Below are 26,760 nucleotides of genomic sequence, written 5' to 3'. Positions count from 1 at the left end.
AGCCTCATTGGAGCTCCATTAACGTTATGGCAAGCATCTGCATCGCTGATCAGACCGAAACCAGGGATTTCGACAACGTGCCCCGTCCTATTGTAGCTCTTAGAGCCGCCGCCGTAGCAGAGAACTGGGAACATGCGACGCATCGGCATCGTAAAGCACAACTGCTCTACTCCGTCCGAGGCGTGCTCAATTGCGAGGTAGAAGACGGCGTTTGGATTGTGCCGCCGCAATGCGCTGTATGGATACCAGGAGATTTGCCTCACTCTGTATGGGGCTCGGGTGAAACTGAATGTTATTGCTTGTTCGTAGAGCCCGATGCCACATCGGATCTGCTGGAAAAATGCTGCACGATTTCGGTGTCGCCATTGCTACGTGAACTGCTATTGAGGGTGGCTGGCCTTCCCGAGTTGTACGCACTCGGGGGTCGCGAGGATCGGCTCGTTGCCACATTGCTGGATGAGTTGGTGACTGCTCCCGCGGAAGACCTACACCTGCCGATGCCACGTGATCTAAGGTTGCGCCACCTCGCGGAATTGCTGTTAATCGATCCCACGGATAAAACATCAAAGAGCAACTGGGCTGTTCGCATCGGCATGAGCGAGCGGAGTATGAGCAGGCTTCTCATGTCCGAGGTCGGCATGAGCTTTGGACGCTGGCGTCGGCAGCTGCACGTGATCCTTGCACTCCAACGCCTAACCGACGGTGAAAGCGTGCAAGCGGTAGCCTTGGATTTGGGCTACGAAAACCCCAGCGGATTCATCACCATGTTCCGAAAGGCGGTAGGAAAGCCGCCAGCAAGGTACCTATCCGAGAGAACTACCGACACGGACAGTGCGGCCTTGCGCGGCATTGTCCTTTCCGATCAAAAATCGCCTTGACCGGAATGGATTAGCAGCCTGGGAGAGTCGAAAGTCGCCCATCAAAAAAATGGCCTGAATGAATAATAAATTGGCTTAACTTCGCCATCGTGATTACGGCATTCATCGTTAAATATTGCATCTAAATACAAATGAGTATTGTTTGATGCCGATTTTTTTTACGACTTATGAGTTCCGTTGCCAAGCCTCCAGGCTTGCACCTCAGGCTGTACACGCTTTTTCGGCCAGGGCGTGCAAAGAACCGTGGAAGAGCGCGCCAAGTTCCATACTGAGCTCGGCAATTGCGACGGTAATTTTAATGAGCGCTCAGGGCGCATTTGCCCAAGAATCAAAAGAGGTCCAAGGCTCGGACGGCACAGCAGCGGCTCAAGAGACAATGACGTTGCCGGAACTCACGGTGACGGGCCGAAGCGATGAATCTACGACTGAAGGCACGAGGTCCTACACCACAGGTCAAAGCGCGGCTGCGACCCGTCTGCCTCTGTCGTTGCGTGAAACGCCACAATCGGTGACGGTCATAACCCGCCAGCGGATGGACGACCAGCAACTGAACTCTGTCAAGGACGTGCTGGAAAACAGTACCGGGATCTCCTCAAGAACCAACGACACCGAACGGGTGAGCTTCTATTCACGGGGCTTTCAGATTGACAGCTTCCAGTTCGACGGCATCCCGACATCATATTTTGAGGGAACGAGCTTCCTGGATACTGCGTTCTACGACCGCATCGAGATCGTACGCGGCGCCACCGGCCTGCTGACCGGCGCGGGCAATCCATCTGCGTCGGTGAACCTGGTGCGCAAGCGCCCGACCCGCGAGTTTTCAGCCTCCGCATCTGTCAGCGCCGGCTCCTGGGACAACTACCGGGGCGTCGCCGATCTATCCACGCCGCTGACCGAAGACGGCCGTATTCGTGCACGACTGGTGGGCGTCCAGCACGACCGACATTCCTACCTGGATCGCTATCAGCAGAAAAAAGATGCCTTCTACGGCGTCATCGAGGCGGACCTCACGCCGGACACGACCTTCAGCTTAGGCTACGACTACCAGGACATCCGGGCCGATGGCACGACCTGGGGTGGCATGCCGATTTGGTTCAGTGACGGCTCCCGAGCCAACTGGTCGCGCTCGAAGTCCTTGGCCGCCGACTGGAGCGGCTGGGACAACTCGTTGAAGACGACCTTTTCCAGTATTGAGCACCATTTCGACAATGACTGGACAGTACGCGCTGTGTTCACGCATCAGGAGACCGACTCAGACGCGAAGCTGTTCAGCGGCTCCGGCTACCCGGATCGCGTAACCGGCCAGGGCCTGTTTCCGGTGGGGCTGGCGAGCAAGACCGATACACGTCAAAACAGCTTTGACGCAATGGCATCCGGTCCATTCCAGCTTTTCGATCGCCGACACGAACTGGTGGTGGGTGTCATGGGATCGAAGCGAACATCCAACCAGGACAGCACCGGTTTTGTCTTTGGGCGCACCCCACTGGGCAGCATCTATGACTGGCGTGGTAATTATCCTGAACTGGATTTCGCCGCAGCGGGCTACACGCCAACCAACATCACGACCAAGCAAAGCGGCATCTATAGCGCGGCGCGCTTCTCACTGGCCGATCCATTGAAGCTCATCATCGGCGGACGGTTCAGCAACTACGAGATTGATCAGGACACCGACGGCGCACAATTCCATTACAAAAAAAACGGTGAGTTCACACCTTATGCTGGGCTGATCTACGACATCAACGGCACCTACTCGGTCTACGCGAGCTACACAGAGATCTTCAATCCGCAGACCTATCGCGATCGAGATGGCAACGTGCTCAAACCCACGACGGGCAGGAACAAAGAGATTGGCCTGAAGGGCGAATATCTTGACGGGCGTCTGAATGCGTCGGTTTCGTTGTTCGAGACACGATTGGATAACCTGGGCCAGATCGATGCGGGGCAGATCCTTTCCGATGGCACCCAGGCCTATTACGGCGCTAGCGGGACCAAGTCTCGTGGAATCGACGTGGACGTGCAGGGCGAGTTGATGCCGTACTGGAATCTCTACGCCGGAGTGTCTCACTTCACCGGATCCGATTCGTCGGATACGAGGCTAAGCAGCCAATTACCACGCACGACAGCGCGGCTGTTCACTACCTACCGGCTTCCCGGGGCATGGAACAAACTGACAGTGGGCGGCGGAGTTTCTTGGCAAAGCCGCTTTTACCAGTCCGCCACCAGCCCCAGCGGCGCGGTCACTGCCGAGCAGAAGCCCTACGCGCTGGCGTCGCTAATGGCGCGCTATGCCGCCACGGACAACATTGAACTGGCCGTCAACGTCAACAACCTGTTCGACAAGAAATACACCGTCATGAACGGCTTCTTCAATCAGATGTTGTATGGAGATCCTCGCAATGTGATGGCAACGGTCAGCGTCAAGTACTAGTCCAGCTACCCCCGTCAACTGCCTTCGTTAATGAGCAAGGATCTAACATGTCTTCTCCTCCCCAAAATACGAAAGCCGCCTTCCAAGGCGCGATCGTGAGCCACCATAAGAACAGGCCCGCGTTATTCTGGTTGACGACTGCCGTCGGCGCTGTGCTGTTTGTGACGCTCCAGTCCTTTTCCTATGTGAACGACTACGTGAAGGCGAACGGCACGACGCCCGCGATCACCTTCGACGCCGGCGCACTGTGGATGTTTTCTATCTTCTACGGCTGCTGGATCCTCACTGTCTTGCTCGCGTTGATCGGAACCATCCGATCCCAGTGGACTGTGCTAATCCTTGGTGGCCTTCTGGTTTTCGTGAACAGTTTTACTGGCGTGTTCGACGGGCTGCGCGATGGTGGGCACATCGCTTTCTCGGCGCTTTTCTTCATAACCCTTCCCGGCGTGTGCGCGTCGTGGCTACTTGGCGCCAACTCAAGCAAAAAGGAACGCATCATGTCGATGAATAGTTCGCAATTTCCTTTCGTTTGGATGAGTTTTGGGCAAAACCCCGGACAGGATTCGCAGAAGGACTTCGATGAATTCGACGCCAATCTCAAACGCGGGGAACCGTTCGTGCTCCTTAGCGATACCCCACCGACCGAAGGCCATGAGCACGCGCCTGAAGAGAAGAAGCGCACAGCGCTCTGGATGAAAAAGCACAAAGCCGAACTTCGCAAGCTGGTTCTAGCGATGATTATTGTTGAACCCAGCGCCGCAAAACGGCTGGGTTTCAAGGCCTTCGCCATTGTGTTCAGCAAGTTCTGGGGCTACCCCTTGCTGTTGGCGGCCTCTCGTGAAGAGGCTATGGACATCGCAGAAGGGCTGCTAGCCAGGCAAACCTCATCTGCAGCTGACGGCAACACCTTCAAGCACTGAGCAGGCGCGTATCAAATCCTTTCGATCGCGCGGAGCAGCCTGTGCTCACGCCTTTTCAGGCGAGCGCGTTCTGCATGAACTGCGCGTGATCCAAGCGCGATCTCCAACCTAAAAAAGAGGAAGCACCCCATGAGAGCAATGGTTTATTACGGTGCCGATGACATTCGCGTCGAAGAACGCCCTAAGCCGGACATCATCGAGGCCACGGATGCTGTCATCCGCATGAGCAAGACGACGATCTGCGGCACTGACCTGGGCATCTGGAAAGGCAAGAACCCCGAGATCGAGCAGATCGCCCAGGACCGCGACGGTATATTCAACGGCCGCATCCTCGGCCACGAGGGCATCGGCATCGTCGAGTCCGTCGGCGATTCGGTCAAGAACTTCAAGCCGGGCGACAAGGTCATCATTTCCTGCATCAGCCGATGCGGCACCTGCGAGAACTGCCAGAAACAGCTCTACTCCCATTGCCGCAATGGCGGCGGCTGGATCATGGGCTACATGATCGACGGCACCCAGGCCGACTACGTGCGCACGCCGTTCGCCGACAACTCGCTGTACCTGTTGCCCGAGGGGCTCAACGAAGACGCGGCCGTGCTGCTGTCAGATGCGCTACCCACCGCGCACGAGATAGGGGTGCAGAACGGCGACGTCAAGCCCGGGGACACCGTGGCGATCGTAGGCGCCGGGCCGGTCGGCATGGGCTGCCTGTTGACGGCACAGCTTTACTCCCCCAGCCAGATCATCATGATCGACATGGACGACAACCGCCTGGCACTGGCCAGGGAACTGGGGGCCACCCACGTCGTCAATTCCTCCAGAGAAGATGCCATCGCGCAGATCTTGGCGCTGACCGATGGCCGAGGCGTGGACTGCGCGATCGAAGCGGTGGGTATAGAGCCGACCTGGAACATCTGCCAGCACGTGGTCAAGGAAGGCGGCCACCTGGCCAACGTCGGTGTGCATGGCAACCCGGTGAGCTTCGCCATCGAAAAACTCTGGATTCGCAACCTGACCATCACAACAGGGCTTGTGAACGCCAACACCACCGGCATGCTGTTGAAGTCGTGTTGCTCCGGCAAGCTAGCAGTCGAGAAGATGGCGACACATCGATTCGACTTCGGCGAGATTGAAAAGGCCTACGACGTTTTCAAGCATGCGGCCGCCGAGAAAGCACTGAAGATAATTATCGACTATTGATCCCGTCAGGTGCGCGCTGTGTTCAGCACAATGTCGTCACTTCGGGATGGAAGACTATGGAATGAAGACGATGGGAAATAACGGCAAATCTATTCATGAGCAACTGGCCGGAGAAATTCCGCGGATCGCGATTGCCGGAGCGAGCGGCCGCGTCGGCGCCGTGCTGGTGTCAAGTTTGCGCAATGACCCGGTGGAGATCGTGGCACTGACCCGGAACCCTGACACAGGACGATTTCCGAATGGTGTCACTTTGGTGGGCGTCGATTTTGCCGACCCGTCGTCATTGCTGGCGGCACTTGGTGGTGCGGACCGTCTCTTCCTAGCGCATGGCACATCAGCACAGCAAGCTGCTCACGAGATTGCCTTGATCGATGCGGCAGTCGCTGCGGGCGTGAGGCATATCGTCAAATTGTCGGTGATGGGGCCTGCATCAAGACTGCATCCTTTCGACTGGCACATGGAGGTGGAAGCGCACCTTGCCCGGCAGGATATCGGCTATTCCCTTTTACGCCCATCATCCTTCGTTGACATCTTGGCCCGGGCCGGCGCTGCGGTTGCCGAGGGCTCATGGGGGGGCGCTGCGGGTAACGGCCGAGTCAACCTGATCGACACGCGGGATGTAGCCGAAGCAGCACGCATTGCACTACTCGATGTTGCTCACATTGACTCCCAGCGGGCCTACCATCTGACGGGTCCGGCGACGGTCAGCATGATGGAGGTTGCTGACGAACTCTCGCGACTGTTGGGCAAAACGATTGTTTATCAGCATCGACCCCCTGAGAATCACCGAGAGATATTGATCGGTTCAGGGGTCAGCGAACTGACGGCCGATGTCTTGCTTGGGATCGATCGATTGTTCAGAGAATCGGTGCTTGCCGAAACGACCAACACTGTGACCGACCTGACTGGCAAGGCGCCGCGATCGGTCAATGCCTGGTTGAGCGAGAACATCACTGCGTTCCAAAAACGGTGACATCGAGCAGCCCGCCCATCCGTGCAAGGTGCCGCCTGGGACCAACCCACCGGTCCCGGGCAGCGTCTACGTCCAACGGCGGCTAGATGTTAGGCCATGAAATTACCCAAATAAAAACGCCGTGCTCAGAGGGCACGGCGAGTGACGGAGCGACCCGGTTCAGGTCAATATCTGGACTTCAGCCAGTGCGCTTCGACTAGGACTGATTACGCCATCAGCGGATAGTCTGTATAGCCTTCTTCTGCACCGCTGTAGTACTTGGAAGCATCCGGTATTGTCAGTGGAGCACCTTGGCGGAAGCGTTCAGGCAGGTCAGGGTTACTGATAAACAGCGTGCCGAATGTGACTGCATCAGCCAAGCCACTTTCCAGCACCTGTTCCGCAGACTCCCGGTCGTAGCCAACATTCAACACGAAAATCCCTGAGAATCGCTTGCGAGCGCCTGGTGCCAGAGGTTTAGCACCTTCCGGCAGGGCTGCAGACTCCATGAAATGCAGAATGCCAACGTTTTTCTTTTCCAGTGCATCTACCGCGTACATATAGGTCTGCTCGAGATCAGAGTCGCCCATGTCGTTGTACGGAATGCGTGGTGACAGCCTGACCGAGACTCGGGCCGACCCGAAGACCTTTATTGCAGCATCGGTAGCCTCCAGCAGGAACCGAGCCCGCTTTTCTACAGTGCCACCATACTCGTCGGTTCGCTTGTTTGAACCATCTTCCAGAAACTGCGCAGGCAGGTAACCATTGGCTCCGTGAACCTCAACGCCATCAAAGCCCGCATCCTTTGCAGCCTGCGCAGCCTTTTCATAGGCTGCGATGGTGGCATTGATTTCATCAAGGGTCATTTCGCGCGGGGTCACAGAAGGCTTGATGCCTTCTGGCGTGAACGCTTGGCTATTGAAGGGGACTGCCGATGGCGCCACCGGCAGTTCTCCACCATGGAAATCCGGGTGAGATGCTCTCCCTGTATGCCAAAGTTGCGCAAAAATCAGACCGCCCGCGTCATGCACTGCCCGGGTTACCTTCTTCCACCCCGCAATTTGCTCGGGAGTATAGATACCTGGGGTATTCGTCCAGCCGACCGCCTGGGCGCTGATCTGGGTGCCCTCCGTGAAAATTAGTCCTGCTGTTGCGCGCTGCGCGTAATACGTCGCAGTCAATTCGTTGGCGATCTGATCCTTGGATCGACCTCTGGTCATCGGCGCCATGAATACCCGATTCTTGAAGGTGAGCTCTATATTGCTCAAGGGGGTCAAAAGCTTCAGCTTTTCCATGTTTTCTCCATCTACCGTTTATTAATGTCCCGTCCGCACTTGATGTTTAGTCAGGCGCGGCTTCACCGAAGAGGTGCTTCCTGTCGGATGAACAACTGGCGAATCGCAGCTTGCCGACAAGAGCAACAAACGAAGGTGACGGCTCGGACCGCTCGCCTCGAAAGTGAGGACCATCATTATGGTATATGGAATAAACCTAGTGTCTATTAGGTACTTTGAGTCGCCCTAGTAGGTTTTAGGAAACCTACTGCCTAAGAACACTTGTTGGCGCTTGTTAGTTGAACCATCGATAGATGGCCTCGCGCATATGACCAGCGGCGGCACCCTTTGTCCTCTCGATCGAAAGAGCCGGCAATAGGTACGATCGAAGTTCACTACGTTTGGCTATCCCGAGCTCAAAGTTGCAGACCCCGCGTATTGAACTGACGAAACCCGCTAGCCGCGCATCCGTCTGCGTACCGGTTCAGGCCGTTCCATAAAATGCGCCGGGTTGACCTACGGTCATGAAATGGCCGACCTACGATCGGTAGACAACGATATCTAGCGAGCTCGCCTGCCAGCGTTGAATGGGATGGGTCTTATTCATCGTTCGGAGTCCTCCAGGGAGCGAGGATAGTCGTCCGGTGACTCGATGGCCTGTATGGGCTCAATGAAGCGACCCAGTGTTTCCGAGGGGTCGCCATCCAAGCGTCGCAGATCGGTCACGAGCATCGGCGAACGACCGGCCAGTGCCCGTTCGATGACACCCTGCTCTCCGCTGGCCGCAATGAGCGCAGCGGCGGTAGCGCTAAGGGCGACGCCGGCAAATACCAGCGCCATCATCTGGTCGCTCGACACGACCCGCTCCGCCGCCAGCGGTTCCATGTCCACGCGGCGCAGCACGCGCTCGACCTGCCGCGCATGGCCCTTGCACGCCTGCTGATCACAGAGCACCAGCGGAAACGCAGCAGTGCTTCGAGCGGGATGCGCGTGCGGGCCAGCAACAGGTGTCGAGCCGGCACGGCTACCATTAGCGGGTCGTTCCAGGCAGGCAAAGCAGCGATGCCATCGCCGACCTCATCGGCACGGGCAAAAACCACGTAGTTCAGGTCGTCGTGCAAGCCCTTAGTCTGCTGCGCCAGAGGCACGTCAAATAGGCGAATTTCCACCTCGGACTCGGTGTGCCTGCACAGCGCCAGCAAGGCAGTTAGCCGTGTTGGCATGATTCCGTTGGGACAAGGCGATGCGCAACTGGCCGTGGAAGCCATTAGCGGCCTCCTTCACGCTGTAGTGCGCTGCAAGGCGGCGAAGACGCGCGGCATATGTTCCAGGAATAGCTTGCCCGCGCGGGTCAGCAGCGTGCTGCGAATGGTGCGGGCGAACAGCGCCACGCGCAATTCTTCTTCCAGTTCCTTGACCTCACGCGACAGCGGCGACTACTTGATGTGCAATCGCTCGGCCGCTCGCGCGAAGTGCAATTCTTCGGCGACGGCCAGGAAGCAGCGAAGATGCCGAAGCTCCATCATTCACCTATCCATGAAGTCTTGCGCCCAGGAACGCGGGACGTCGCATCTGCCAGAGCATCCAGGCAATTCCCAGCCCCACGGCCACCGCACCGACCCAGGCGGTACTCGTCAGGCCCATCCTCTCCAGACTGCCCCCCAGCAGCGGACCCAGCGCGATACCACCATTGAAGCCGGCGATGTTCAGACCTGCGGCCACTGCTGGCGCTTGCGGTGCGTGGATATGCGACAGTCCGATCACCAGTGCTTGCAAGGCTGGCACCGCCGCATAGGTCAACGCACCCAGCAGGCCCGTCAGCAGTACCATCAATGGCAACGACGGTGCCGATGCCCAGATCGCCGACAGCACCACAGCCAGGCCGATCAGGACGATCATCACGGCGAAGTCCGCCCCCCTGCGGTCGGTCAGGCGTCCGCCCCAGATGTTGCCAATGGCGGCCATCACGCCATAGCCCAGGTCGCCCAGCCCTTGTCGTAGCGGAAGGTGACGGTACCGGTTGGCAATACCGTTAAAAACATCCCATCACGGTCTGAAGCCTTATAAATCTTGGACTTAGGCTTGAAATTGCACAGTGCTATGTCGGTAAACATCGAGGTTTTTCTCCTGTTTCGTGACGGCTTTTACCGTCAGGGGCCTGGAGACCTGCTGATGCCGGGAAAGCCGCATAAGACAAGCTTTCCCGAGGAGACCTTTATCGTCAAAGACGGTTTAGGTCTGAATAGTGAACGGGACGGTCTTAATCCGGCCCTCTGTTCTTACTGCTAGTTCCACCGCCAACCTGTTCTGCTGGCCGGCGATAGTCACCGATAGCTGCCGTGACGTATTTTATTTTAAATCAATACTTTACGCCGTATTTTCGATAGCTAACGATAGCCCCAGAAGGATCTGATTTCACTCCCCGCAAAAAGTCGCAACTATCGTTTAGTATTAGCTCCCGTTTCCGGACCTAGCTTGTGAGTTGCCCATCCAGGGGCGGCTGGCCCGTCAGGACTGTACAAACGAAAAGTGGCGATTGACCGCACTGCGCTCATATTCCAGAAGACACTCATAGTCCGCCTCAATGGCCGGCAGGACTTCCTTGATCGCGAGGTCACGGGAAACCTCAGGAAGCTGGCCCAAGGCTTCGTTCATTGCATGCCTGATTGAAGCGGGGTCCGCAGCCGTTTGACCAATCGAGGTTATGTAAGGCAGGCAGGGGCTGCGCGCACTCCGCACCAGGATCCTGAGGCCTTCGATCTCGGCACTGTTATCTCTCGCAAGATAGTCGTAGGTGACGCTGTCGATGGAAGCCAAATCGCCCTCGCCCTCTTTCAGCCGTCGCATGCTCTCTCTGTGGGATCCGGTGAAGGTGAGTGTCGAGAAAAACCCGCGGTCGCTGATCCCGGCCAGCGTGTGGCGCAATAAATTCATTCCTGAGTTGGAATCCCGGGCGTTGATCAGGCCATGGCTGCCCTGGAAACCCGCCAGGTCAGTCACGGCCGAATCAGCCCTACAGAGCAGCAAACTGCAATGGTCCCCCCCCGAGCTATGGGTAAGCTCATAGCTCGGGCGCCCTATCAGCCTCACCTTTCCCCGCAGTGACGTGACGAATGGATAGCCGCAGGTCTGGGATAACAACAGATCTGGGGACAGCCAGTGCGAAGCGAGTTCAACGATCTGTTTTTGCCCTCGGCGCTCGCCGAGAATCTCCAGGATGCGCTCAAGCCAGGCGTCCTGTGCCTGTAAAACCCTGGCGGGAGCGAGGTACATGGATAGATCGCTGGTCATATGAAATCCATTCAGAGGGTACGATTGCCGCTGATCACAGCAGGAAACGGTTGGCAGGCGTCTTCAAGCCCAAGCGATCCCTCAGTGTCCCGGGTTCATATTCCTGGCGGAACACCCCTCTGGCTTGCAGCAGAGGCACCACGCCACGGGTGAACGTCTCGAAGTCAGTGGGCAAAAACGGAAACATAAGGTTGTAGCCATCGACGGCATTCGACTCGTATAACGCTGAAAGCTTGTCGGCAATATGCTCCGCCGTTCCGATCAATAGCCAGGTGCTGGAGCTCTTGACCAACCGGCGCCCTATCTCGCGGATGGACAGGGAGGTGTCGTACTGCTTGAGCAACGCCAGCTCAGTTCGAATGCCATCAAACTCAGACTCATCCGGCAACGCTGGCAATGGGCCGTCCGGCGAGAGGCCTGTCAAGTCCAGGCGTGTGTAGCTGGAGACCAGGTCAATCGCCACCGCATCGATAATCAGGCTGTCCTCCAGGTGCCGACGTCGCTCCTCCTCAGTCTCATCCCCGAGCACCACCGGCAGCACGCCGGTGATAATTTTCAGATCACTGGAATGCCTGCCCTTCAACTCGAGTCGGCGATTCAAATCGGCCCTGTACGCCAACCCCTCTTCGACCGAATTGATAAAACAGAAGTGCACGTCCGCATGCGCAGCGGCCAGGTTTTTGCCGGCTTCAGAAGACCCCGCCTGGGCAAGGACCGGATGGCCTTGAGGTGGACGCGGCACGTTAAGCGGCCCACGCACGTTGAAATGTGCGCCTTTGTGATTGATCGGGTGAATTTTCGATGGGTCGGCAAAGTTGCCGGTACCCTTGTCGAACTCTAGCGCACCCTCCTCCCAGGAGTCCCAGAGCTGCTTGACGACGTGGATGAATTCCTCGGCCCGCAGATAACGATCACCGTGCTTCGTCACGCCTGACAATCCGAAATTCGAGGCCTCCTCTTCCAGCCAGGAGGTCACGATATTCCAGCTGGCTCGTCCTGCGCTGAGGTAATCCAGCGACGCAAAATAGCGCGCGAGGTTGAAGGGCTCGTTATAGGAAGTCGAAGCCGTGCCCATCAGCCCGATGTGCTCGGTAACCGCAGCCAGTGCGGACAACAGCGTAATCGGTTCAAGGCGGGCGTTGGCATAGTGCCTTAGCCCGCTGGCCACGGAGTCCCAGACCGCGACGTGATCCGCAACAAAAACCGCATCAAACTTCGCCGCCTCCGCCGCCTGCACCAGTTTTACGTAGTAACCCAGCGTCAATATCTCTTGGGTCGGTGCCAGCGGGTGGCGCCAGGAAAAACGATGATCGCCCTGGGGGTTAAAAAAGAACAAATTCAAAATCATACTTTTATTCGACATAACGCCTCCGCGACCTTACCCACGTCGCATTGATTTTCACTGGGCCGTCTTGACGGTATGTTCGGCGACCCACTGCGCCGCGACTTTCGCGGGGTCCTTGTGATCGATATCAACCAGGCGATTGAGTTGCTTGAGGTCGTCATCGGTCAGTTTTGCAGAGACCTCGTTGAGCACCTGGGTGACTTCCGGGGTCAGCAACGCCTTGCGACCCAGTGGCGTGATGTTTTGCAGGGGCTGTTGGTGCTTGTCGTCCTCGAGGACAACCCAAGGCTCTTTCGCCAGGATGCCTTGCGTGGAGACCACCGTGGCCACGTCGATAGCGCCGGAGTTCAACGCCAGCCGCGACAAGGGCCCGCCCATGTCCAGCGACTTGATGCTCTTGAAGTTGATGCCGTAGACCGCCTTCAACCCGGGCAGGCCTAACGCAGCTGTGGCGACCTCGGGAGGCCCACCCAGGGTGAAATCACCCGATACGGGCGCCAGGTCGGACAAGGTGCGCAGGTTGTACTTTTCTGCGGTCTTTTTGGTGACAGCCCAGGCGGTAATGGAGCCTGCGGACGAAGGTTCAAGCAGCTGGAGGTCCGCCGGCAACTTCTGTTGCAAAGCGCTGAGGATCTCCTTTTGGGTGGTCAGGGCGGTCTTGTCGTCATAGAAACTCAACAGTGACCCTATGTATTCGGGTACGACGTCTATATCGCCGTTTTCCAGCGCCTGGGCGATGATCTGGCGGTTGCCCAGATTGAGTCGGGTCTTGACGTCTATCCCTTGATTTTTCAAGGCTGATGCATAGATGTTGGCGAGAATCGTCTGCTCGGAAAAATTGGCCCCTCCAATGGTGATGGACTGCGCGCTGGCAAACGCGCTGCCAACCAGCAAGCCTAACCCCAGCAACAATGAAACCGAGTGCACTGAGCGAGCCTTCGAACGTTGTTTGTTTTTCATGTGGGTTTGCACCTCTGCAGAGTTAATACACACTTTCAAATGCCTCAGGTCATGTAGCGCTTAGTTCGAGTTTCCCCGCCCGCCATTTTCTAACCATGAATGCTTCTATCATTGAACAAACCCACTCACTGACAATCGCCAGTGCCGACACCATCAGTGCGCCGCCAATAATTTGCGGCGTATCATTTCGGCCCAGTCCATCAATAAGAAACCTGCCCAGCCCGCCGAAGCCGGCATAAGCAGCGATGGTGGCCGTGGCGATAAGTTGCACCAGGGCTGATCGGAACCCTGAAAAGATCAGCGGAAAAGCCAGCGGCAACTCGAGCTGAAAAAACATCTGCCCTCTGCGCATGCCCATCGATCTGGCAGCCTGCTTCAGAGATGAATCCACCTGATCGATTCCAACGTAGGTATTGGTTAATATCGGCGGGATGCTCATGGTCACCAACGCGATAATCACCGTGCTGGTTTCATAGCCAATGAGCATGATTGCAAGTATCACAATACCCAGAGAAGGTAATGCTCGCCCAATATTGAACAGCCCTATCGCCACCTGCGCGCCTTTGCGGTAGTTAGCCAGGAGTACGCCGAGCGGCAACGCTATTGCACAAGCAATAACCAGGCTCAAAGACACATAATAAATATGCTCTACCAGCCGAGTCAGTATGCCGTTTTCACCCAACCAATTATCAGGAAGAGAAAACCAAAGGTAGACACCCGCGATCATGTTCATCAGCGCACCCAAGGCACCAGCCATTTATTGATTGAATAAAACAGAAAATCAAAACATAACGCCAACATTACGGTCAGGACCAAGCTGACTGCCACAGGTGTAGTGAAACTTTGAGCCAGCCCGGTAATGAACAGCTGGCCCAATCCACCTTGTCCAATCAAGGCAGTAACAGTCACCAGCCCCACCAACGTGACCGAGGTTGTTCGTAAGCCCGCCAATAACGCAGGCAACGCCAGTGGAAGTTCAACCCCGAGGAATCTCTGCATGCGCGTATACCCGAGCGCACGGGCTTCCTCCAATACGTCCGCAGGGTTACTCGCAAGCCCCGCCAAGGTGTTCTGCAACACAATAAGCAAGGAATACAGGCTCAAACCAATGACCGCCGTGGTCTTGGATAACCCGGTAAAAGGCATTATCAAAATAAACAGTGCCAGGGACGGAATGGTAAAGAGTATGCCGCAGACATAAATCATCGGCCGCGCCAATCCTGGCAGCCACAACGTCAAGAGCACCATTGCACCCGCTAACAGCATCCCTATAAACAGGCCCAAGGTCACCAGTTGAATATGATCAACTAACAGCTGGCCGATCTGCTGCCAGTTTTCAACGATCCAGGACCAGTCAATCATTGCGCACTTCCGAAGCTGCGCTCATTGAGTGCGCTGTGAAGGCTGGCAATCGAGAGGCAACCTTCGTAACCGCCTGCCTCGTCCACGCGAACAACCACACCGATAGGAGCCGTTAGAATTTTAACCAGTGCGTGATGCAATGAGTCGTTACTCGACACCGTTGTCAGCTCCGGAACAGGCACGTCCGATTCACTGACCCACTTCAACGGGTTGGACTTGTCATCCAGTAGAAGTTTGAACTCACAACTGACCTCATCCACCGGAAGATCAGAAACTTTCATCAGCGAAAGTCTTTTTAACAGCGGATCTTTGCCGATAAAGTTCTTCACAAATTCGCTGGCAGGATGGGCAAGAATGTTGTGAGGTGTATCGAATTGAACAAGTTTCCCTTCGCCCTCGAAGATGGCAATCCGATCACCAATCTTGATGGCCTCCTCCATATCATGGGTCACCAGGATAATGGTTTTATGCAAACGTCTCTGAAGTGCAACCAGTTCATCCTGCAGTCGCTCGCGTATCACCGGATCAAGCGCGGCAAAGGGTTCGTCCATCAATACAACCGGTGGGTCCGAGGCCAATGCCCTCGCCAGAGCGACACGACTTTGCTGCCCCCCCGACAGCTGATTAGGGTAGCGGCCCAGAAATTCCGGCTGAAGCCCAACCAGGGAGATGAGTTCGCTCACGCGCTGGCGAATTTCATGTTTGCTCCAGCCCAGCAGCCGCGGGACTGCGCCAATATTTTCGGCAACCGTCTGGTGAGGAAATAAGGCTGCGCTCTGCATCATGAAACCAATGCCGCGGCGTAGCGTAACGACGTCAAGTTCATCGGTCGCGACGCCGTTGACACAGATGCGGCCACTGTCCTGGGTATCCAGCCTGTTGATCATGCGCAAAATGGTGGTTTTGCCACACCCACTGGGCCCGACAAATACACAGATCTCACCCTCCCGGACGTGAAGCGTCAAATCGCTCACGGCCATTCGCGGGCTGCCTTTATGAGTTTTCTTGATGGCTTCAAAACGTATCATTTTCCGACGCCCACATTAGCTTGCATATTGTTAGTGCTCAGCAGGATGGCGAGGACAATCCACGGGACTGACCAGATGTTTCTGCAATAGCCGGAAGTAGCCATGAATGACATAGCCATTGTTTCGCGCAATCCATTGTTCACGCCTGGCTCTATACACCTTGGGTAAGTAAAACCAGGGCAAACCGGGAAGATCGTGATGAACCAAGTGAAGATTGAGGTTGAGAAACAGCCAACTCAACAGCCCCGACGATTCATTGATAACCGTGCGGTGTTGCGGAAGCGTTGACGGCCGATGCTCGTAAAACGACCTGATCATGGCAATTGACAAGGCCGGCAGCGACACCAGGAATAGGTACTGTATGGCGCTGATGGCGCTGTATTGCTCAACCAAGGCCAGCACTACGCCAACACTGAGTAGATGAGCAACCCACATCCGCCAAGCGATTCGCCCGGTGTGAAACAGCCCTCCGATCTCACTGCCCACGAGGGTTATCACCGCCAAAGGCGCGCCCATAAGCAAACGACCACCCAAGGTCTTGTTTACCCACAACAGCGTTCTGATATACCGAGGCGAGCGAAACCAAACAGCACCGGTGACATAACGACTTTCCGGATCGTGACCCGGCACCGTCAGCACCTCGTCGTTGTGATGCGTCAGATGGGTGTCCCTATAAATATCGTAGGGGTACCACACGGCAAACGGCAGAAATCCCAGGGCTTTATTGATGCCAGCCCAACGCGTTGGATGACCGTGGATAAGCTCATGCTGAATCGACATCCACAGCACAACCAGTGGAATCAACAGGACGAGGCTGAGTACTTCGCCAAGTACGCTCCCACAAAAAATAATAAACGCCCAAGCCAGATAGAACCCGACTAACAAAAGCCAAGTGGGCCATTCAGTTTTACTCGTTACGGTAGTGCTCAGCTTAGCGATTTCAGCTCGATGAGCTTCATCCAGATAGTTTGGCATTGTTGTCAATCGTGATAGGTCTAGCTCGGAACAGACGCCCAATCACTCACACTTCAGGCTGCAACCCCATAGACGGGGGATTACCGGAAGATGATTGGCTGGACTGACGGTATGGAAGTGCCCAACAACGATGATTCACATGGCGTAGAGAAGAAACGCCAAGCCTTCGCTGATTGCACTGCAGGCTTCGCTGTTGGCCTGACAAGGGAGGGGTTTGCCGGTCACGAATGGAACAGCAATGGAGGAAAAGGAACTGATGCGGATATTGCCGGCGTGATAAATCGCTGCATGGGCGCCGTCATGCGACAGAGCCTCAAGGCAGATTTGGAAGATTCGGGCGCCGGACATAGTCGTACCATAACAATAGGATTGAACATATCCGGCGGTCCGGTGACAGCAAGGTAGCACGATGACTAACATGCTCAAGGAATATATTTTATTATGCTTATTCCTAAATCGAATAACGAACAAATAGCGTGCATCTCCTGTTCTGTATTCTCAGGATTCGGGATTCTTGACATCGCGTATGACGACGACACCGGTGATCAGACTCATCAGGGCAATGGAGATCATGCCCACGTAAGTGGAGCCGGACAGATCAGAGATTGCAACTTCTCCCCTGCGCAGCTCAAAAACTCACTTACAAACAAAAACATCCCTTATAAGCGGTGCTTATGTAAGTCTAGATGGGGACGTCACGCTTACCAACCATCGACTCGGACTAAAAACCAGAAAAATCTATTATATCGAGTGAAAGATATATTCAGTCTCTGCACGAAGATCCAGCTCAATACCTGCCCCATGCAGACGCGTGTGAAGGTCAGCATCATCGACCCGTACTTTCCATTGCACATTTTCCGGAACATCGCCACTCTCGCGAACGAGACTGATGGCCTGTTGCAATTGCGCACGGTCGGCTAAGTAAACAGCCAGCGCGTTGCCTTTCCACGCAGCAACACTCATACCCATCGCAGCGCATACTAAAACTTTAGCTTTGGCATCTTCGCGGTCAGCCTGTCGGGAGTGTTGAATCTGATCTTCCAAGACAGGATCGACTATACGGTCAGAACATATCACCTCTCCCACCTCCCAGACTTCCGGTGGACACACCTTTTCCTCTGGGCGCAGCATTAGAAATGGATTGATTTCCATCGGATAGATTCGACAGACCAGTGGTCGATCTTCATAGATCGTGCAGTGGTTATCTTCTCCTAAACTAGGACACTGTATCAGTGCGTTACCCGCAAAAATGGCTATTACCTGGATACGTGCATCTCCACTGGCTACATCTACCGCGCGTTGCACACTGTGGTTGTAGTGCGCTGGCAAAGAGAAGACTGACGTGTCAAAAGCTTCGAGTATGACTGCGACGTTACCACCGCGATTTAACCATGCCTCGGTCTCTTGAAGAGTTAGAGGGATAAGACGTTCTTTACAGCAAGTTCCGCACCCGTTGCAGGCAAACCGCGTGACGTTATTTTTTGTGAGCCTCACTGATTGACTAATAGATGTCATGATCGATCCTGTTGCTCACCTCTACTTTTCAACTGGAGGCGATGGCTAAAGAAATCAATGATATACAGTGTATATCTGGTTTCAATTAGGCACTAAATTCCTACTAGGTATACTTGGATACACCTTCCCATGACCAGTCGTCCCCCTTGCCACATCGGCATTTAATCTAAGGCGTGGTCCTGAGAGTTGTGGCAAACCTTTACAATTGGCTCAACTGACCATTGATCAATACGGGCATACCAGTGGGCGCTTTCGTGCAGAAGCGCCGGATCATTCGTGGCGACGTCATATCACCCAACCAACGGACATCTACGACTTGCACGCAGATGCCCGCCCCCCTGTCATTCAATCCAACTTTGGCGAATGTTGAGTGGTCGTAAAAAGTCAGTCATTGAAACGATGCATGCTGTACTCAACAACGGATTACGACTCGAACTCAGAAACCGAGGTTCAGCCTCTGATTCCCTGAGACTAAAACCTGTGTGGCATCACACTCTCCACTCCGCTGTAAGGCTCAAACCAATTCGGCTAAAGAGGCCGGATTGAAGCCCTTCAGATCCGCGTAATCGCCTTTTTCCACTTTGGCGACCCAGTCCTTGTCACTCAGCAGAACACGCCCTACTGCGATCAGATCAAACTCTTCGCGCTCCATACGCTCGACGAGCCGATCCAGGCTCGCAGGGGTTGAGCCCTGGCCGGCGAATGCGTGAGTAACATCATTGTCCAGCCCGACCGAGCCGACGCTGATGGTTGTGGCTCCAGTGACTTTCTTCGCCCAGCCCGCGCAGCTCAGCCCGTTCTCACCATCAATTTCGGGAAACTCAGGGTCCCAGAAACGCCGCTGCGAGCAGTGCAGAACATCAACACCCGCCTCAACCAACGGTAGCAGCCACGCTTCCATTAATGCAGGCGTCTCGGCGAGGCGCACTCCAAAATCCTGCTGCTTCCATTGGCTAACGCGCATGATGATAGGGAACTCGGGCCCAACGGCATGACGAACTGCAGACACGATCTCAGCGGCAAAGCGGGAACGCTCCTTGATTGTCGGTCCGCCATAACGATCGGTGCGCTGATTGGTGCCGGCCCAGAAAAACTGATCGATCAAATAGCCATGAGCCCCATGGATTTCAACGGTGTCGAAACCCAGGCGTTTGGCATCCGCTGCTGCCTTGGCAAATGCAGCAACTGTGTCAGCAATATCCTCTTCGCTCATTGCCACACCGCGGGGGTCGTTTGGCGAATCGAGGCCAGATGGACTTTCCACCGGCGCATCGGGCTCCCAGCCGCTGACGTCACGCACTGCGCCGGTGTGCCAGAGTTGCGGCCCCATACGGCCACCCACATTGTGAACAGAATCGATCACGTTCTTCCATCCGGCCAGCGCTGCTTCACCGTGGAAAAAAGGAATACCGGAACCGTTACGTGAAGCGGGACGATCGATAACGGTCCCTTCTGACAAGATTAATCCGGCACGACCTTCCGCGCGCCGCCGGTAGTATGCAGCGCTCGCTTCGCCGGGGATGCCCTCCGGCGAAAATTGCCTAGTCATCGGTGCCATGACAATCCGGTTTTTCAACTCAAGTGACCCGATGGAAAAAGGACGGAATAAAATGCGGGTATCAGGGTTTGACATTGGATGGACTCCATTTGCTTTCGGAAGCCATATAAGTATATTTTGTAGACCTAATGTCAATTAGGCACCAAGAGTAGCCTAGGTATATATGAGGAAACTTCGATGCTGGAATTAAAGCCGCAATGTTTTTCGTCGGAGTGCCCAAGCCGGGCGCTGTTCGACCAGATCGCAGATAAGTGGTCAATGATGGTACTGGCAGTGCTGGATGATGGCCCGCACCGTTTTAATGCCATCAGGCGCCGCCTGGAGGGCGTCACTCAGAAGGCACTGACACAGTGCCTGCGACGGCTGGAACGAAATGGCCTCGTCTCGCGCAAGGTCATTTCGTTCTCGCCCGTGGCGGTGCAGTATGAGATCACCCAACTTGGTCGAACACTGCAGCAGCCATTTCGCGAATTGCATAAATGGACACTCGACAAATTGCCTGAGGTTGAAGCAGCCCGGTTGAAGTTTGACGAGGCCGCGGAGGTAAACCTACCAACGCCACATTAAGTGCCTAATTGACGCTGGGTTTATCTGCAACCGCCTGATGAAGTTATTACTGTTCAAACGATCGCAGAAGTCACGCTACCAGGTATTGGGCGAGCGAAATAATCGTCACAATAACGATATGGGATAATTAATAAAAATCCGGTTTTCATCAAACTCATTAAGGAGGTCTCGCGAGTCTCAGCCGTCATGAATTCGCTCACACATCGGGGGGCCATCGAAGACTATTCGTTATTGACCCTGCAGACTGAAGATGGCGTGATCGGAGTTGTGGAAACGGGATACAGTTTCCCCAGTACCGTTGATGAGCAGCGTGAGTTCTCCTTCACCCTTTCATCCGATCGCATGTATGCCAAATCCGGTCCCGACCGAATCGAAATAAGGGACCGACAGAACCTTGCGGCCGGCACTCGAAGCCGCCGACTGCAACTGGACACTGACGTCTATTACCCACTGTTCGTCAAACAAGTGCTTGATGAGTGTCGTAACGGCGCCAAGCCAATTGCCTCATTGCGCGACGCTGAGGCCATCATGCAGGTCATGGACGCCGCCTACGCTTCAGCTCGGCAAGGAGGTACGCTTTTGACGCTTGCGCCGATGCCTGAATGATTCGAGACGCCGAGCTGAATTCGACACCTCGACAGCTAACAATTGCGACTTGCGCCAATCTCTGTCTGGATTGGGGAGATTGGGTCGCTTAATTAGTCGAGCCGTCCACCATTCTCCCGTGCGTGCTTGATGTCTCTCGAGGGTGGGGCTCCGAAACGCCGGGCATATTCGCGACTGAATTGAGCGACACTTTCATAGCCGACCCGCAAGGCGGCCGTGTTCACATCAACCCTATCGGTCAACATCAGGCTGCGCGCGGCTTGCAGCCGTAACGACTTTTGATATTGAACGGGGCTGGTGCCTGTCAGCTTGCGAAAGTTGTGATGCAGAGTAGAGCTGGCCATGCCCGATCGTTGGGCGAGATCGGCCACGTGCAGCGGTTTGTCGTAATGATGTTTCAACCATTCAATGGCTCTCACGATGCCCTTATCTCGGTAACCATCGCGAGTGACGCTGCGCAGCCACTGGCCTGCGCCACTGAGCAGCAGCCGAACGCATATCTCCCGCTTGATAAGGTTCGACATCAAGCCTGCCTCAAGCGGCCGTTCGATCAGCGTGGAGAGTCGGGTGAACGCGTCGAGCATCTCACTCGACGCCGCACCAGATGCGAAGCCTCGTGCTTCAGAAGCCATTTCCTGCCTTGGGGGTTCCAAGGTCTGGATCACCTCATTGAGCATGGCAAGATCGAGCTTCAACACAACTGATAAATAAGGGGTTTGCTCGCTCGCGGCGGTAACGCGAGCCAGTGTGGGTATATCGACCGAAGTGACGAAGAACGCCCCCTGCCCGAAGTCACAGGCCTCCTCGCCGAACGTGATCTCCTTCGCACCCTGCAGAATGATGGCTACGCAAGGCTCATAAATGCAGTACGTGGGCGTACCCAGTTCGGCCATTCGATAAAAGGTCAGCCCTGGAATCGATGTTGTGCATACCTCGTTCAAACCAATCTGCAGGGTGACTTTTTCGATAAGCCGTCTGAGTACCTGGAGGCGCTCGTTGGGCTGAGCGGGTTCGCTCAAGGCCAGGGAATGCACATGGCCGAAACCGAACTGCGAGAAGGAACCGCTCGTCATCACATGCCCCCCTGTTTACGGAAAGTTCGAGTCTGCTGAGAGTGCGTGACCAGCACAAGTGCATCGGCAGGATTGTGCAAAAGATATGGCGCATTAGGGTCACCCGGCCAACCCTCGTTGTTCTAGTTTCTAGCATGAAGACCGGCTTCGATGAGCCCGTGAGCCCTCAGTTGCGAAAGGAAATTTGGATGGACAGACGAGATTTTCTTACTTATTCGGCGGCGGGTGCTGTTGCAGCCACTTTGCTGCCAGCATCGAGTGTCGCAAGTTCAGTGGCTACAGCCCCAGCGCCCTCTTCACTGACAGAGCGCGGAAGCGTGATGCCTACGCAAGGCCGCCTCGTGCGCACAGGCCTGCCCCTCAATTCGCCCTCACATGCCATTAGATACATGACACCTCAACGCTTTGGTATGGGCGGGACGCAGATTGGCAATATCTTTGCGCCGATCAGCGACGAGCAGGCGGCCTTGGTTCTGCAGGCGGCTTGGGGGGCGGGTGTAAGGCTTTACGACACGTCGCCGTTCTACGGGTTTGGCTTGAGTGAATATCGTCTGGGCCGCTTCCTGCACGGCAAAAATCCAGACGATTATGTGGTCTCCACCAAGGTCGGCCGCGTATTGACGGCCGCTGGTGGCCTGCGCGCGGACCATGCCATCTGGAAGTCGCCGGCGCCCTTTAACTATCGATATGACTACACCGCAGCAGGCACGCGTCGCTCCGTGGAAGACAGCCAGCAGCGTCTGGGGTTGCCCCGTATCGATATCGTCTTTATCCATGACCTCTCGCCAGATAACACCGAGCTGGAGGGCGGATGGGAAGCGGCGTATCAAATTGCGCGCACAGGGGCGATGGTTGAGCTTGAAAAAATGCGTGATGAAGGACTCATCAAGGCATGGGGCTTCGGAGTCAATACACCGAACGCCGTGGTTCAGGCGCTGACCAGTCATGACCCGACGCCCGACATCGTGTTGCTTGCCTGTCAGTATTCCCTCCTCGACCACAGCGATGCGTTGCGCAACACCTTTCCGGCATTGAGAAGCAAGGGCACCAGTGTCGTGGTTGGAACACCCCTGAATGATGGATTTCTGGGAGGGCGCAGCCGATACAACTTCAGCATGGATCTACCTGCCGGAGCGGTAGAAAAGCGCGCGCGGATCATGGCGGTTGCCAGCCGACACGGCATTGACATTCATACCGCCGCCCTGCAGTTCGCCGCGGCACATCCGCAAGTGTCCGCGATCATTCCGGGGGCGCGTTCGCCGGGGCAGATAGTTTCCAATGTACAAGCGATGAAGGTCGGTATTCCGTCAGCCTTTTGGGAGGAGCTCAAGAGCCAGAGCTTGATCGATGCGCAAGCACCGGTTCCTTCCTGAATAAGGGCCACGCCCGTGCTACCCGCTGAATAAGAACACTAGCCTGAGGTCGTAACAAATGAAGATACGAACGTCTTTCATGATTTTCGGCGGCCTATTTGCGCTCTCCAGTAGCGGTCACTTATTCGCAGACACACTTGCGCTGAGCATTCCCTTGCCTGATCCACTCCCACAGCTAAACGTTCTGACACTCCTTGTCGGTATACACCTGCTCGGTATGTGCTTCGGTCTCGGCGGGGCAACCATGCTAGACCTCTGGATTTTCCGTTGGATGCGCAGGGGGAGCCTCCCAGTTGAAATCGGACGCACCTTTCACTTCATCAGCGACGCGGTCACTACGGGACTATGCCTCCTATGGCTATCAGGCCTTGGTTTCCTAGCCCTTTACGCGATGGAGTCGCCGGGAAAATTGGATAACCCTAAACTCTGGGCGAAGATAATTGTGGTGATCGCCCTGACCATCAATGGAATCATCATCCATGCGTTTGTGTTGCCAGAAGCTCTACGCGACTTGAGTCGCCCCCTGCTCTTTGGAGTCTCCCGCAGCAGAGCTGCCTTATTTCTCGCATCAGGCGCAGTTTCGGGTGTGTCTTGGTACACCGCTTTTGCCTTCGGCATTTTCCGTGAGTTAAACAATAGCGTCACATTCAGCGTGTTGGTCATCATGTGGCTTACGCTGATAGTAGCCGCCTCTCTCGCTGCCATTCTGCTCTGGTTAAACTCTGCAGCAGGAGCAAGAAAACTTTCTGCGCTCAGCCCTCCGACTTAAAAATAAAGAGTCGAGCGAAAAACAGGCACGCCCGCACGCGCCTGAGCCGAGAAGCTACTCGTCCCGCTGGCGGTGGATGTGCGTTAGCCCTACATTAGCGCCAACCACACCTGCACGGAACATCCATGACGCCCCTCCAGGACAAAGGCACCACGTCAATGGCTTTGGTGCATGAGGCATTGCACAGCGCCAGAGAACGGGGCCTGGACCTGACGATGGCATTGGCCAATGCCGACATTGACCCGCAACTGCTCAACGCCCCGAAAGCGCGAGTCTCAGCGACGTCCTTCGCCCGACTGTGGGTGGAGATAGCCGACTTGCTGGATGACGAATTTTTTGGCATCGACACCCATCCTATGCGTCGCGGCAGCTTCAAGCTGATGTGCCATGCGCTCCTGGACTGCAGCACCTTGGGCCAGGCACTGCAGCGAATGCTGTCGTTCCTGCGGCTGGTTCTGGATGACATTCATGGTGAGTTGCAGGTCGAGGGCGATCAGGCTTTTATCGTGGTACACGACCAGGGTGTCCTGCGCCGCCTATTTGCCTATGGCACCTGGTTCATCCTCGTACACGGGCTGTCATGCTGGCTGGTCAACCAGCGTATTCCCCTGTACAGGCTCAGTTTCCGGGCCTCCAGGCCTGAGGATCAAAGCGACTACCGCATGCGCTTCTGTGAAGACATCGAATACGACGCGCCCGTGACCCAGGTCAGTTTCGACAAAAAATTCCTCGACATGAAAATTGCGCAGTCGCCGGCCACGGTGGCCGCCTTCCTCAAGGAGTCCCCCGGCAGCCTTCTGGTGAAATACCGCAACGACGACAGCCTCAGTGCACAGATAAGACGCTACTTGCGTGGATCAAGCCCGGAAAAATGGCCCGAGCGCGATGAGCTGGCGGTGATCCTTCACATGTCCAACTCGACACTGCAACGCCGCTTGCAAGCCGAGGGCACGCATTACCAGAACCTCAGGGACAACCTTCGTCGCGACATGGCGATTGACCTGCTGTCGCGTGGCGATATGACCGTGACACAGGTTGCGGCCGCCACCGGCTTCGAGGAAACCAGTGCGTTTCATCGGGCGTTCAAGAAATGGACCGGCGTCAGCCCCGGCGCCTATCGACGGGGACGTCTGGAGGAGTAAGCCTCCCCCTGCGGCCACCCTCCCCCAACGCCGCTCAGTGCACTGCGTTGCACGCATGCCCAAACAGCTCACACAAATTGGTGCCACCCGACATGGGCGGCACCTGTTCGCCTTCCTAGAATCTCGCCAAGTGCACTTCACCAACAACAATAAGATTGAAGGAGACACCTCATGCAATCAGTGAACGTCTATACGCTCGCGGGCGAATCCACATTCAACCGGTTTCACCGGCTGATTCTGTTCTGGTGCGTGCTTATCTTGATCATCGATGGTTATGACCTTGCCGTGGTCGGCGCGGCCCTGCCCGCCATCATGCAGGACATGGGTATCGACGCAACCAGTGCTGGCGTGATGGCGGGGTCGGCCCTGCTGGGAACAATGCTCGGGGCCATTTTCCTCGGCACACTGGCTGACCGCATCGGCCGTCCAAAAATGATCGCGATCTGTGTGGCGCTGTTCAGCCTGTTTACCGCCGCCGCAGGGCTGACGAGTGATCCCATCAGCTTCAGCATTTCGCGCTTTATCGCGGGTCTTGGAATCGGCGGCGTCTTGCCGATAGTCACCGCGCAGATGGGCGAGTTCTCACCGGCCAAGCTGCGTACGCGGTTAGTCACCCTGGTGTTCGCGGGCTACTCCGTGGGCGGCATTCTCGTTGCACTGACAGGAAAACACCTGATCGAGAGCCATGGCTGGCAGTCGGTGTTCTTTGTCGCAGGGCTGCCTGTGCTGCTGATCCCCCTGATATTGAAAACCATGCCGGAGTCCATGGCGTATTTGCTCAAACAAGGCCGCCAGGCTGAACTACGCACTATCGTTCAGAGGATCAGCCCCACTCTCCGACTGAGCAATGACGCGGTATTGGTAGGCAACCCAACCGAGACCAAAGCCGCACTCGACAGCCCGATCAAGGGCCTCTTCAGCGAAGGTCGCGGGTTCAGCACGGTGATGATCTGGTTGGCCTTCATGACGGGGCTTTTCATGGTCTATGCGCTTAATTCCTGGCTGACCAAGTTGATGGCGATGTCGGGTCATAGCCTCGGATCGGCCCTGAACTTTGTCATCGTGTTCAACGTGGGCGCGATTGTAGGTGCGATCGGCGGGGGATGGTTGAGCGACAAGCTCAATATCAAATATGTGCTGATTGCGTTCTACATCGTGGGGGCATTGGCACTCACAGCGATGGCCTTCACACGCTCAACCGAGTTGTTGTTTGTCGTGGTGTTCATCGTCGGTGCCTCGACGCTGGGTACCCAGTTGATCGCCTACGCCTATGCCGGGGACTTCTACCCCACGCCCATTCGCTCCACCGGTGTGGGCTTCGCCTCCGGAGTGGGTCGGATCGGCGCAATCATCGCGCCGGTGTTGATCGGCTGGCTCGTTTCACTGGCTTTGCCGCTGGAGCAGAATTTCATGGTGATCGCGCTGGCAGGCCTGATCGGCGCACTGGCGATCACGTTCGTCAATCAGTCACGGGCTGACTCCCATCAGGCCAGCAAATTACCGGCCCTGTCCCACTGACGGCTCACCCGGAACTGACTTGCCAA

At 55.9% G+C, this 26,760-nt stretch carries 24 protein-coding genes and 2 pseudogenes; 12 read left to right on the top strand and 14 right to left on the bottom strand.

The window, feature by feature from the left end:
• Window positions 1-26: 26 nt before the first annotated feature.
• The 5 genes from M1B34_RS01595 (at window position 27) to M1B34_RS01575 (ending at window position 6,399) form a co-directional block, all read left to right on the top strand.
• Entirely contained in the window at window positions 27-878 is an 852-nt protein-coding gene (locus M1B34_RS01595; RefSeq protein WP_268264272.1) for an AraC family transcriptional regulator, read from the top strand.
• 298 nt (window positions 879-1,176) lie between these two features.
• Complete coding sequence (locus tag M1B34_RS01590) at window positions 1,177-3,306, top strand: TonB-dependent siderophore receptor (RefSeq protein ID WP_268264271.1); 2,130 nt, start codon at window positions 1,177-1,179, stop codon at window positions 3,304-3,306.
• A 47-nt stretch (window positions 3,307-3,353) separates the two neighbouring features.
• Entirely contained in the window at window positions 3,354-4,226 is an 873-nt protein-coding gene (locus M1B34_RS01585; protein ID WP_268264270.1) for a hypothetical protein, read from the top strand.
• Window positions 4,227-4,355: 129 nt separating this feature from the next.
• Window positions 4,356-5,426, top strand: a complete 1,071-nt coding sequence (locus M1B34_RS01580) for a zinc-dependent alcohol dehydrogenase family protein (protein ID WP_268264269.1) — start codon at window positions 4,356-4,358, stop codon at window positions 5,424-5,426.
• Between the two features lie 61 nt (window positions 5,427-5,487).
• Complete coding sequence (locus tag M1B34_RS01575) at window positions 5,488-6,399, top strand: NmrA family NAD(P)-binding protein (RefSeq protein ID WP_268264268.1); 912 nt, start codon at window positions 5,488-5,490, stop codon at window positions 6,397-6,399.
• A 206-nt stretch (window positions 6,400-6,605) separates the two neighbouring features.
• Here the strand turns inward: M1B34_RS01575 and M1B34_RS01570 are convergent, their stop codons facing one another.
• From M1B34_RS01570 to M1B34_RS01520, 11 genes and pseudogenes are all read right to left on the bottom strand, one after another.
• A complete protein-coding gene (locus M1B34_RS01570; RefSeq protein WP_268264267.1) occupies window positions 6,606-7,673 on the bottom strand; it encodes an alkene reductase in 1,068 nt (355 codons plus the stop codon).
• A 582-nt stretch (window positions 7,674-8,255) separates the two neighbouring features.
• Window positions 8,256-9,175: pseudogene (locus tag M1B34_RS01565) on the bottom strand (LysR family transcriptional regulator).
• 7 nt (window positions 9,176-9,182) lie between these two features.
• The gene (locus M1B34_RS01560; protein ID WP_268264373.1) at window positions 9,183-9,617 is read right to left on the bottom strand and encodes an MFS transporter; all 435 of its coding nucleotides are present in this window, start codon (window positions 9,615-9,617) and stop codon (window positions 9,183-9,185) included.
• 29 nt (window positions 9,618-9,646) lie between these two features.
• A pseudogene (locus M1B34_RS01555) lies at window positions 9,647-9,766 on the bottom strand (tyrosine-type recombinase/integrase); the annotation flags it as partial.
• Window positions 9,767-10,160: 394 nt separating this feature from the next.
• The gene (locus M1B34_RS01550; RefSeq protein WP_268264265.1) at window positions 10,161-10,943 is read right to left on the bottom strand and encodes a phosphate/phosphite/phosphonate ABC transporter substrate-binding protein; all 783 of its coding nucleotides are present in this window, start codon (window positions 10,941-10,943) and stop codon (window positions 10,161-10,163) included.
• Window positions 10,944-10,977: 34 nt separating this feature from the next.
• Window positions 10,978-12,306 carry an LLM class flavin-dependent oxidoreductase gene (locus M1B34_RS01545; protein WP_268264264.1) on the bottom strand — a complete coding sequence of 443 codons (1,329 nt, stop codon included), beginning with the start codon at window positions 12,304-12,306 and terminating at the stop codon, window positions 10,978-10,980.
• 36 nt (window positions 12,307-12,342) lie between these two features.
• Entirely contained in the window at window positions 12,343-13,248 is a 906-nt protein-coding gene (locus tag M1B34_RS01540) for an ABC transporter substrate-binding protein (protein WP_268264263.1), read from the bottom strand.
• Between the two features lie 49 nt (window positions 13,249-13,297).
• A complete protein-coding gene (locus M1B34_RS01535) occupies window positions 13,298-13,981 on the bottom strand; it encodes an ABC transporter permease (RefSeq protein WP_268264262.1) in 684 nt (227 codons plus the stop codon).
• Window positions 13,981-14,610 carry an ABC transporter permease gene (locus M1B34_RS01530; protein WP_268264261.1) on the bottom strand — a complete coding sequence of 210 codons (630 nt, stop codon included), beginning with the start codon at window positions 14,608-14,610 and terminating at the stop codon, window positions 13,981-13,983. Before M1B34_RS01530 ends, M1B34_RS01535 begins: the two co-directional genes overlap by 1 nt.
• Entirely contained in the window at window positions 14,607-15,638 is a 1,032-nt protein-coding gene (locus M1B34_RS01525; protein WP_268264260.1) for an ABC transporter ATP-binding protein, read from the bottom strand. The genes M1B34_RS01530 and M1B34_RS01525 overlap by 4 nt, the downstream gene beginning before the upstream one ends.
• A gap of 30 nt (window positions 15,639-15,668) precedes the next feature.
• On the bottom strand, window positions 15,669-16,613 hold the full coding sequence (locus M1B34_RS01520) for a fatty acid desaturase (RefSeq protein WP_268264259.1): 945 nt from the start codon (window positions 16,611-16,613) through the stop codon (window positions 15,669-15,671).
• Between the two features lie 111 nt (window positions 16,614-16,724).
• On the opposite strand from M1B34_RS01520, the gene M1B34_RS01515 reads away from it, so the two are divergent.
• Window positions 16,725-17,018, top strand: a complete 294-nt coding sequence (locus M1B34_RS01515) for a hypothetical protein (protein ID WP_148053477.1) — start codon at window positions 16,725-16,727, stop codon at window positions 17,016-17,018.
• Between the two features lie 336 nt (window positions 17,019-17,354).
• Here M1B34_RS01515 and M1B34_RS01510 read toward each other — a convergent pair whose 3' ends face one another.
• Window positions 17,355-18,128 (bottom strand): YkgJ family cysteine cluster protein, encoded by a 774-nt coding sequence (locus M1B34_RS01510; protein ID WP_268264258.1) that lies wholly within the window; start codon window positions 18,126-18,128, stop codon window positions 17,355-17,357.
• A 514-nt stretch (window positions 18,129-18,642) separates the two neighbouring features.
• Window positions 18,643-19,761 (bottom strand): NADH:flavin oxidoreductase, encoded by a 1,119-nt coding sequence (locus tag M1B34_RS01505; RefSeq protein ID WP_268264257.1) that lies wholly within the window; start codon window positions 19,759-19,761, stop codon window positions 18,643-18,645.
• Window positions 19,762-19,863: 102 nt separating this feature from the next.
• Here M1B34_RS01505 and M1B34_RS01500 point away from each other — a divergent pair, with 102 nt between their 5' ends.
• Both M1B34_RS01500 and M1B34_RS01495 read left to right on the top strand, forming a co-directional pair.
• Window positions 19,864-20,253, top strand: a complete 390-nt coding sequence (locus M1B34_RS01500) for a winged helix-turn-helix transcriptional regulator (protein WP_268264256.1) — start codon at window positions 19,864-19,866, stop codon at window positions 20,251-20,253.
• Window positions 20,254-20,439: 186 nt separating this feature from the next.
• A complete protein-coding gene (locus M1B34_RS01495; RefSeq protein WP_268264255.1) occupies window positions 20,440-20,859 on the top strand; it encodes a Gfo/Idh/MocA family oxidoreductase in 420 nt (139 codons plus the stop codon).
• 92 nt (window positions 20,860-20,951) lie between these two features.
• Here M1B34_RS01495 and M1B34_RS01490 read toward each other — a convergent pair whose 3' ends face one another.
• Window positions 20,952-21,932 (bottom strand): AraC family transcriptional regulator, encoded by a 981-nt coding sequence (locus M1B34_RS01490; RefSeq protein WP_268264254.1) that lies wholly within the window; start codon window positions 21,930-21,932, stop codon window positions 20,952-20,954.
• 188 nt (window positions 21,933-22,120) lie between these two features.
• Here M1B34_RS01490 and M1B34_RS01485 point away from each other — a divergent pair, with 188 nt between their 5' ends.
• The 4 genes from M1B34_RS01485 to M1B34_RS01470 all read left to right on the top strand — a co-directional run bounded on the left by M1B34_RS01485 (window position 22,121) and on the right by M1B34_RS01470 (window position 26,734).
• On the top strand, window positions 22,121-23,305 hold the full coding sequence (locus M1B34_RS01485; RefSeq protein WP_268264253.1) for an aldo/keto reductase: 1,185 nt from the start codon (window positions 22,121-22,123) through the stop codon (window positions 23,303-23,305).
• 79 nt (window positions 23,306-23,384) lie between these two features.
• The gene (locus M1B34_RS01480) at window positions 23,385-24,074 is read left to right on the top strand and encodes a hypothetical protein (RefSeq protein WP_268264252.1); all 690 of its coding nucleotides are present in this window, start codon (window positions 23,385-23,387) and stop codon (window positions 24,072-24,074) included.
• 125 nt (window positions 24,075-24,199) lie between these two features.
• Window positions 24,200-25,216, top strand: coding sequence for an AraC family transcriptional regulator (locus M1B34_RS01475; protein ID WP_268264251.1), 1,017 nt, complete (start codon window positions 24,200-24,202; stop codon window positions 25,214-25,216).
• A 171-nt stretch (window positions 25,217-25,387) separates the two neighbouring features.
• Window positions 25,388-26,734 carry an MFS transporter gene (locus tag M1B34_RS01470; protein WP_268264250.1) on the top strand — a complete coding sequence of 449 codons (1,347 nt, stop codon included), beginning with the start codon at window positions 25,388-25,390 and terminating at the stop codon, window positions 26,732-26,734.
• Window positions 26,735-26,760: the final 26 nt, after the last annotated feature.

Origin of the sequence: Pseudomonas morbosilactucae, assembly GCF_023241715.1 — a bacterium.
In the GTDB taxonomy this organism is placed as follows: domain Bacteria; phylum Pseudomonadota; class Gammaproteobacteria; order Pseudomonadales; family Pseudomonadaceae; genus Aquipseudomonas; species Aquipseudomonas morbosilactucae.
The sequence above is the reverse complement of the archived record's forward strand: the minus strand, read 5'-3'. Positions and strand labels throughout refer to the sequence as shown.

Coding starts and splice junctions, on each gene's coding strand:
- M1B34_RS01595 (WP_268264272.1), top strand. CDS start 27: ATGGCAAGCATCTGCATCGCTGATCAGACCGAAACCAGGGATTTCGAC.
- M1B34_RS01590 (WP_268264271.1), top strand. CDS start 1,177: ATGAGCGCTCAGGGCGCATTTGCCCAAGAATCAAAAGAGGTCCAAGGC.
- M1B34_RS01585 (WP_268264270.1), top strand. CDS start 3,354: ATGTCTTCTCCTCCCCAAAATACGAAAGCCGCCTTCCAAGGCGCGATC.
- M1B34_RS01580 (WP_268264269.1), top strand. CDS start 4,356: ATGAGAGCAATGGTTTATTACGGTGCCGATGACATTCGCGTCGAAGAA.
- M1B34_RS01575 (WP_268264268.1), top strand. CDS start 5,488: ATGAAGACGATGGGAAATAACGGCAAATCTATTCATGAGCAACTGGCC.
- M1B34_RS01570 (WP_268264267.1), bottom strand. CDS start 7,673: ATGGAAAAGCTGAAGCTTTTGACCCCCTTGAGCAATATAGAGCTCACC.
- M1B34_RS01560 (WP_268264373.1), bottom strand. CDS start 9,617: ATGGCCGCCATTGGCAACATCTGGGGCGGACGCCTGACCGACCGCAGG.
- M1B34_RS01550 (WP_268264265.1), bottom strand. CDS start 10,943: ATGACCAGCGATCTATCCATGTACCTCGCTCCCGCCAGGGTTTTACAG.
- M1B34_RS01545 (WP_268264264.1), bottom strand. CDS start 12,306: ATGTCGAATAAAAGTATGATTTTGAATTTGTTCTTTTTTAACCCCCAG.
- M1B34_RS01540 (WP_268264263.1), bottom strand. CDS start 13,248: ATGAAAAACAAACAACGTTCGAAGGCTCGCTCAGTGCACTCGGTTTCA.
- M1B34_RS01535 (WP_268264262.1), bottom strand. CDS start 13,981: ATGAACATGATCGCGGGTGTCTACCTTTGGTTTTCTCTTCCTGATAAT.
- M1B34_RS01530 (WP_268264261.1), bottom strand. CDS start 14,610: ATGATTGACTGGTCCTGGATCGTTGAAAACTGGCAGCAGATCGGCCAG.
- M1B34_RS01525 (WP_268264260.1), bottom strand. CDS start 15,638: ATGATACGTTTTGAAGCCATCAAGAAAACTCATAAAGGCAGCCCGCGA.
- M1B34_RS01520 (WP_268264259.1), bottom strand. CDS start 16,613: ATGCCAAACTATCTGGATGAAGCTCATCGAGCTGAAATCGCTAAGCTG.
- M1B34_RS01515 (WP_148053477.1), top strand. CDS start 16,725: ATGGAAGTGCCCAACAACGATGATTCACATGGCGTAGAGAAGAAACGC.
- M1B34_RS01510 (WP_268264258.1), bottom strand. CDS start 18,128: ATGACATCTATTAGTCAATCAGTGAGGCTCACAAAAAATAACGTCACG.
- M1B34_RS01505 (WP_268264257.1), bottom strand. CDS start 19,761: ATGTCAAACCCTGATACCCGCATTTTATTCCGTCCTTTTTCCATCGGG.
- M1B34_RS01500 (WP_268264256.1), top strand. CDS start 19,864: ATGCTGGAATTAAAGCCGCAATGTTTTTCGTCGGAGTGCCCAAGCCGG.
- M1B34_RS01495 (WP_268264255.1), top strand. CDS start 20,440: ATGAATTCGCTCACACATCGGGGGGCCATCGAAGACTATTCGTTATTG.
- M1B34_RS01490 (WP_268264254.1), bottom strand. CDS start 21,932: ATGACGAGCGGTTCCTTCTCGCAGTTCGGTTTCGGCCATGTGCATTCC.
- M1B34_RS01485 (WP_268264253.1), top strand. CDS start 22,121: ATGGACAGACGAGATTTTCTTACTTATTCGGCGGCGGGTGCTGTTGCA.
- M1B34_RS01480 (WP_268264252.1), top strand. CDS start 23,385: ATGATTTTCGGCGGCCTATTTGCGCTCTCCAGTAGCGGTCACTTATTC.
- M1B34_RS01475 (WP_268264251.1), top strand. CDS start 24,200: ATGACGCCCCTCCAGGACAAAGGCACCACGTCAATGGCTTTGGTGCAT.
- M1B34_RS01470 (WP_268264250.1), top strand. CDS start 25,388: ATGCAATCAGTGAACGTCTATACGCTCGCGGGCGAATCCACATTCAAC.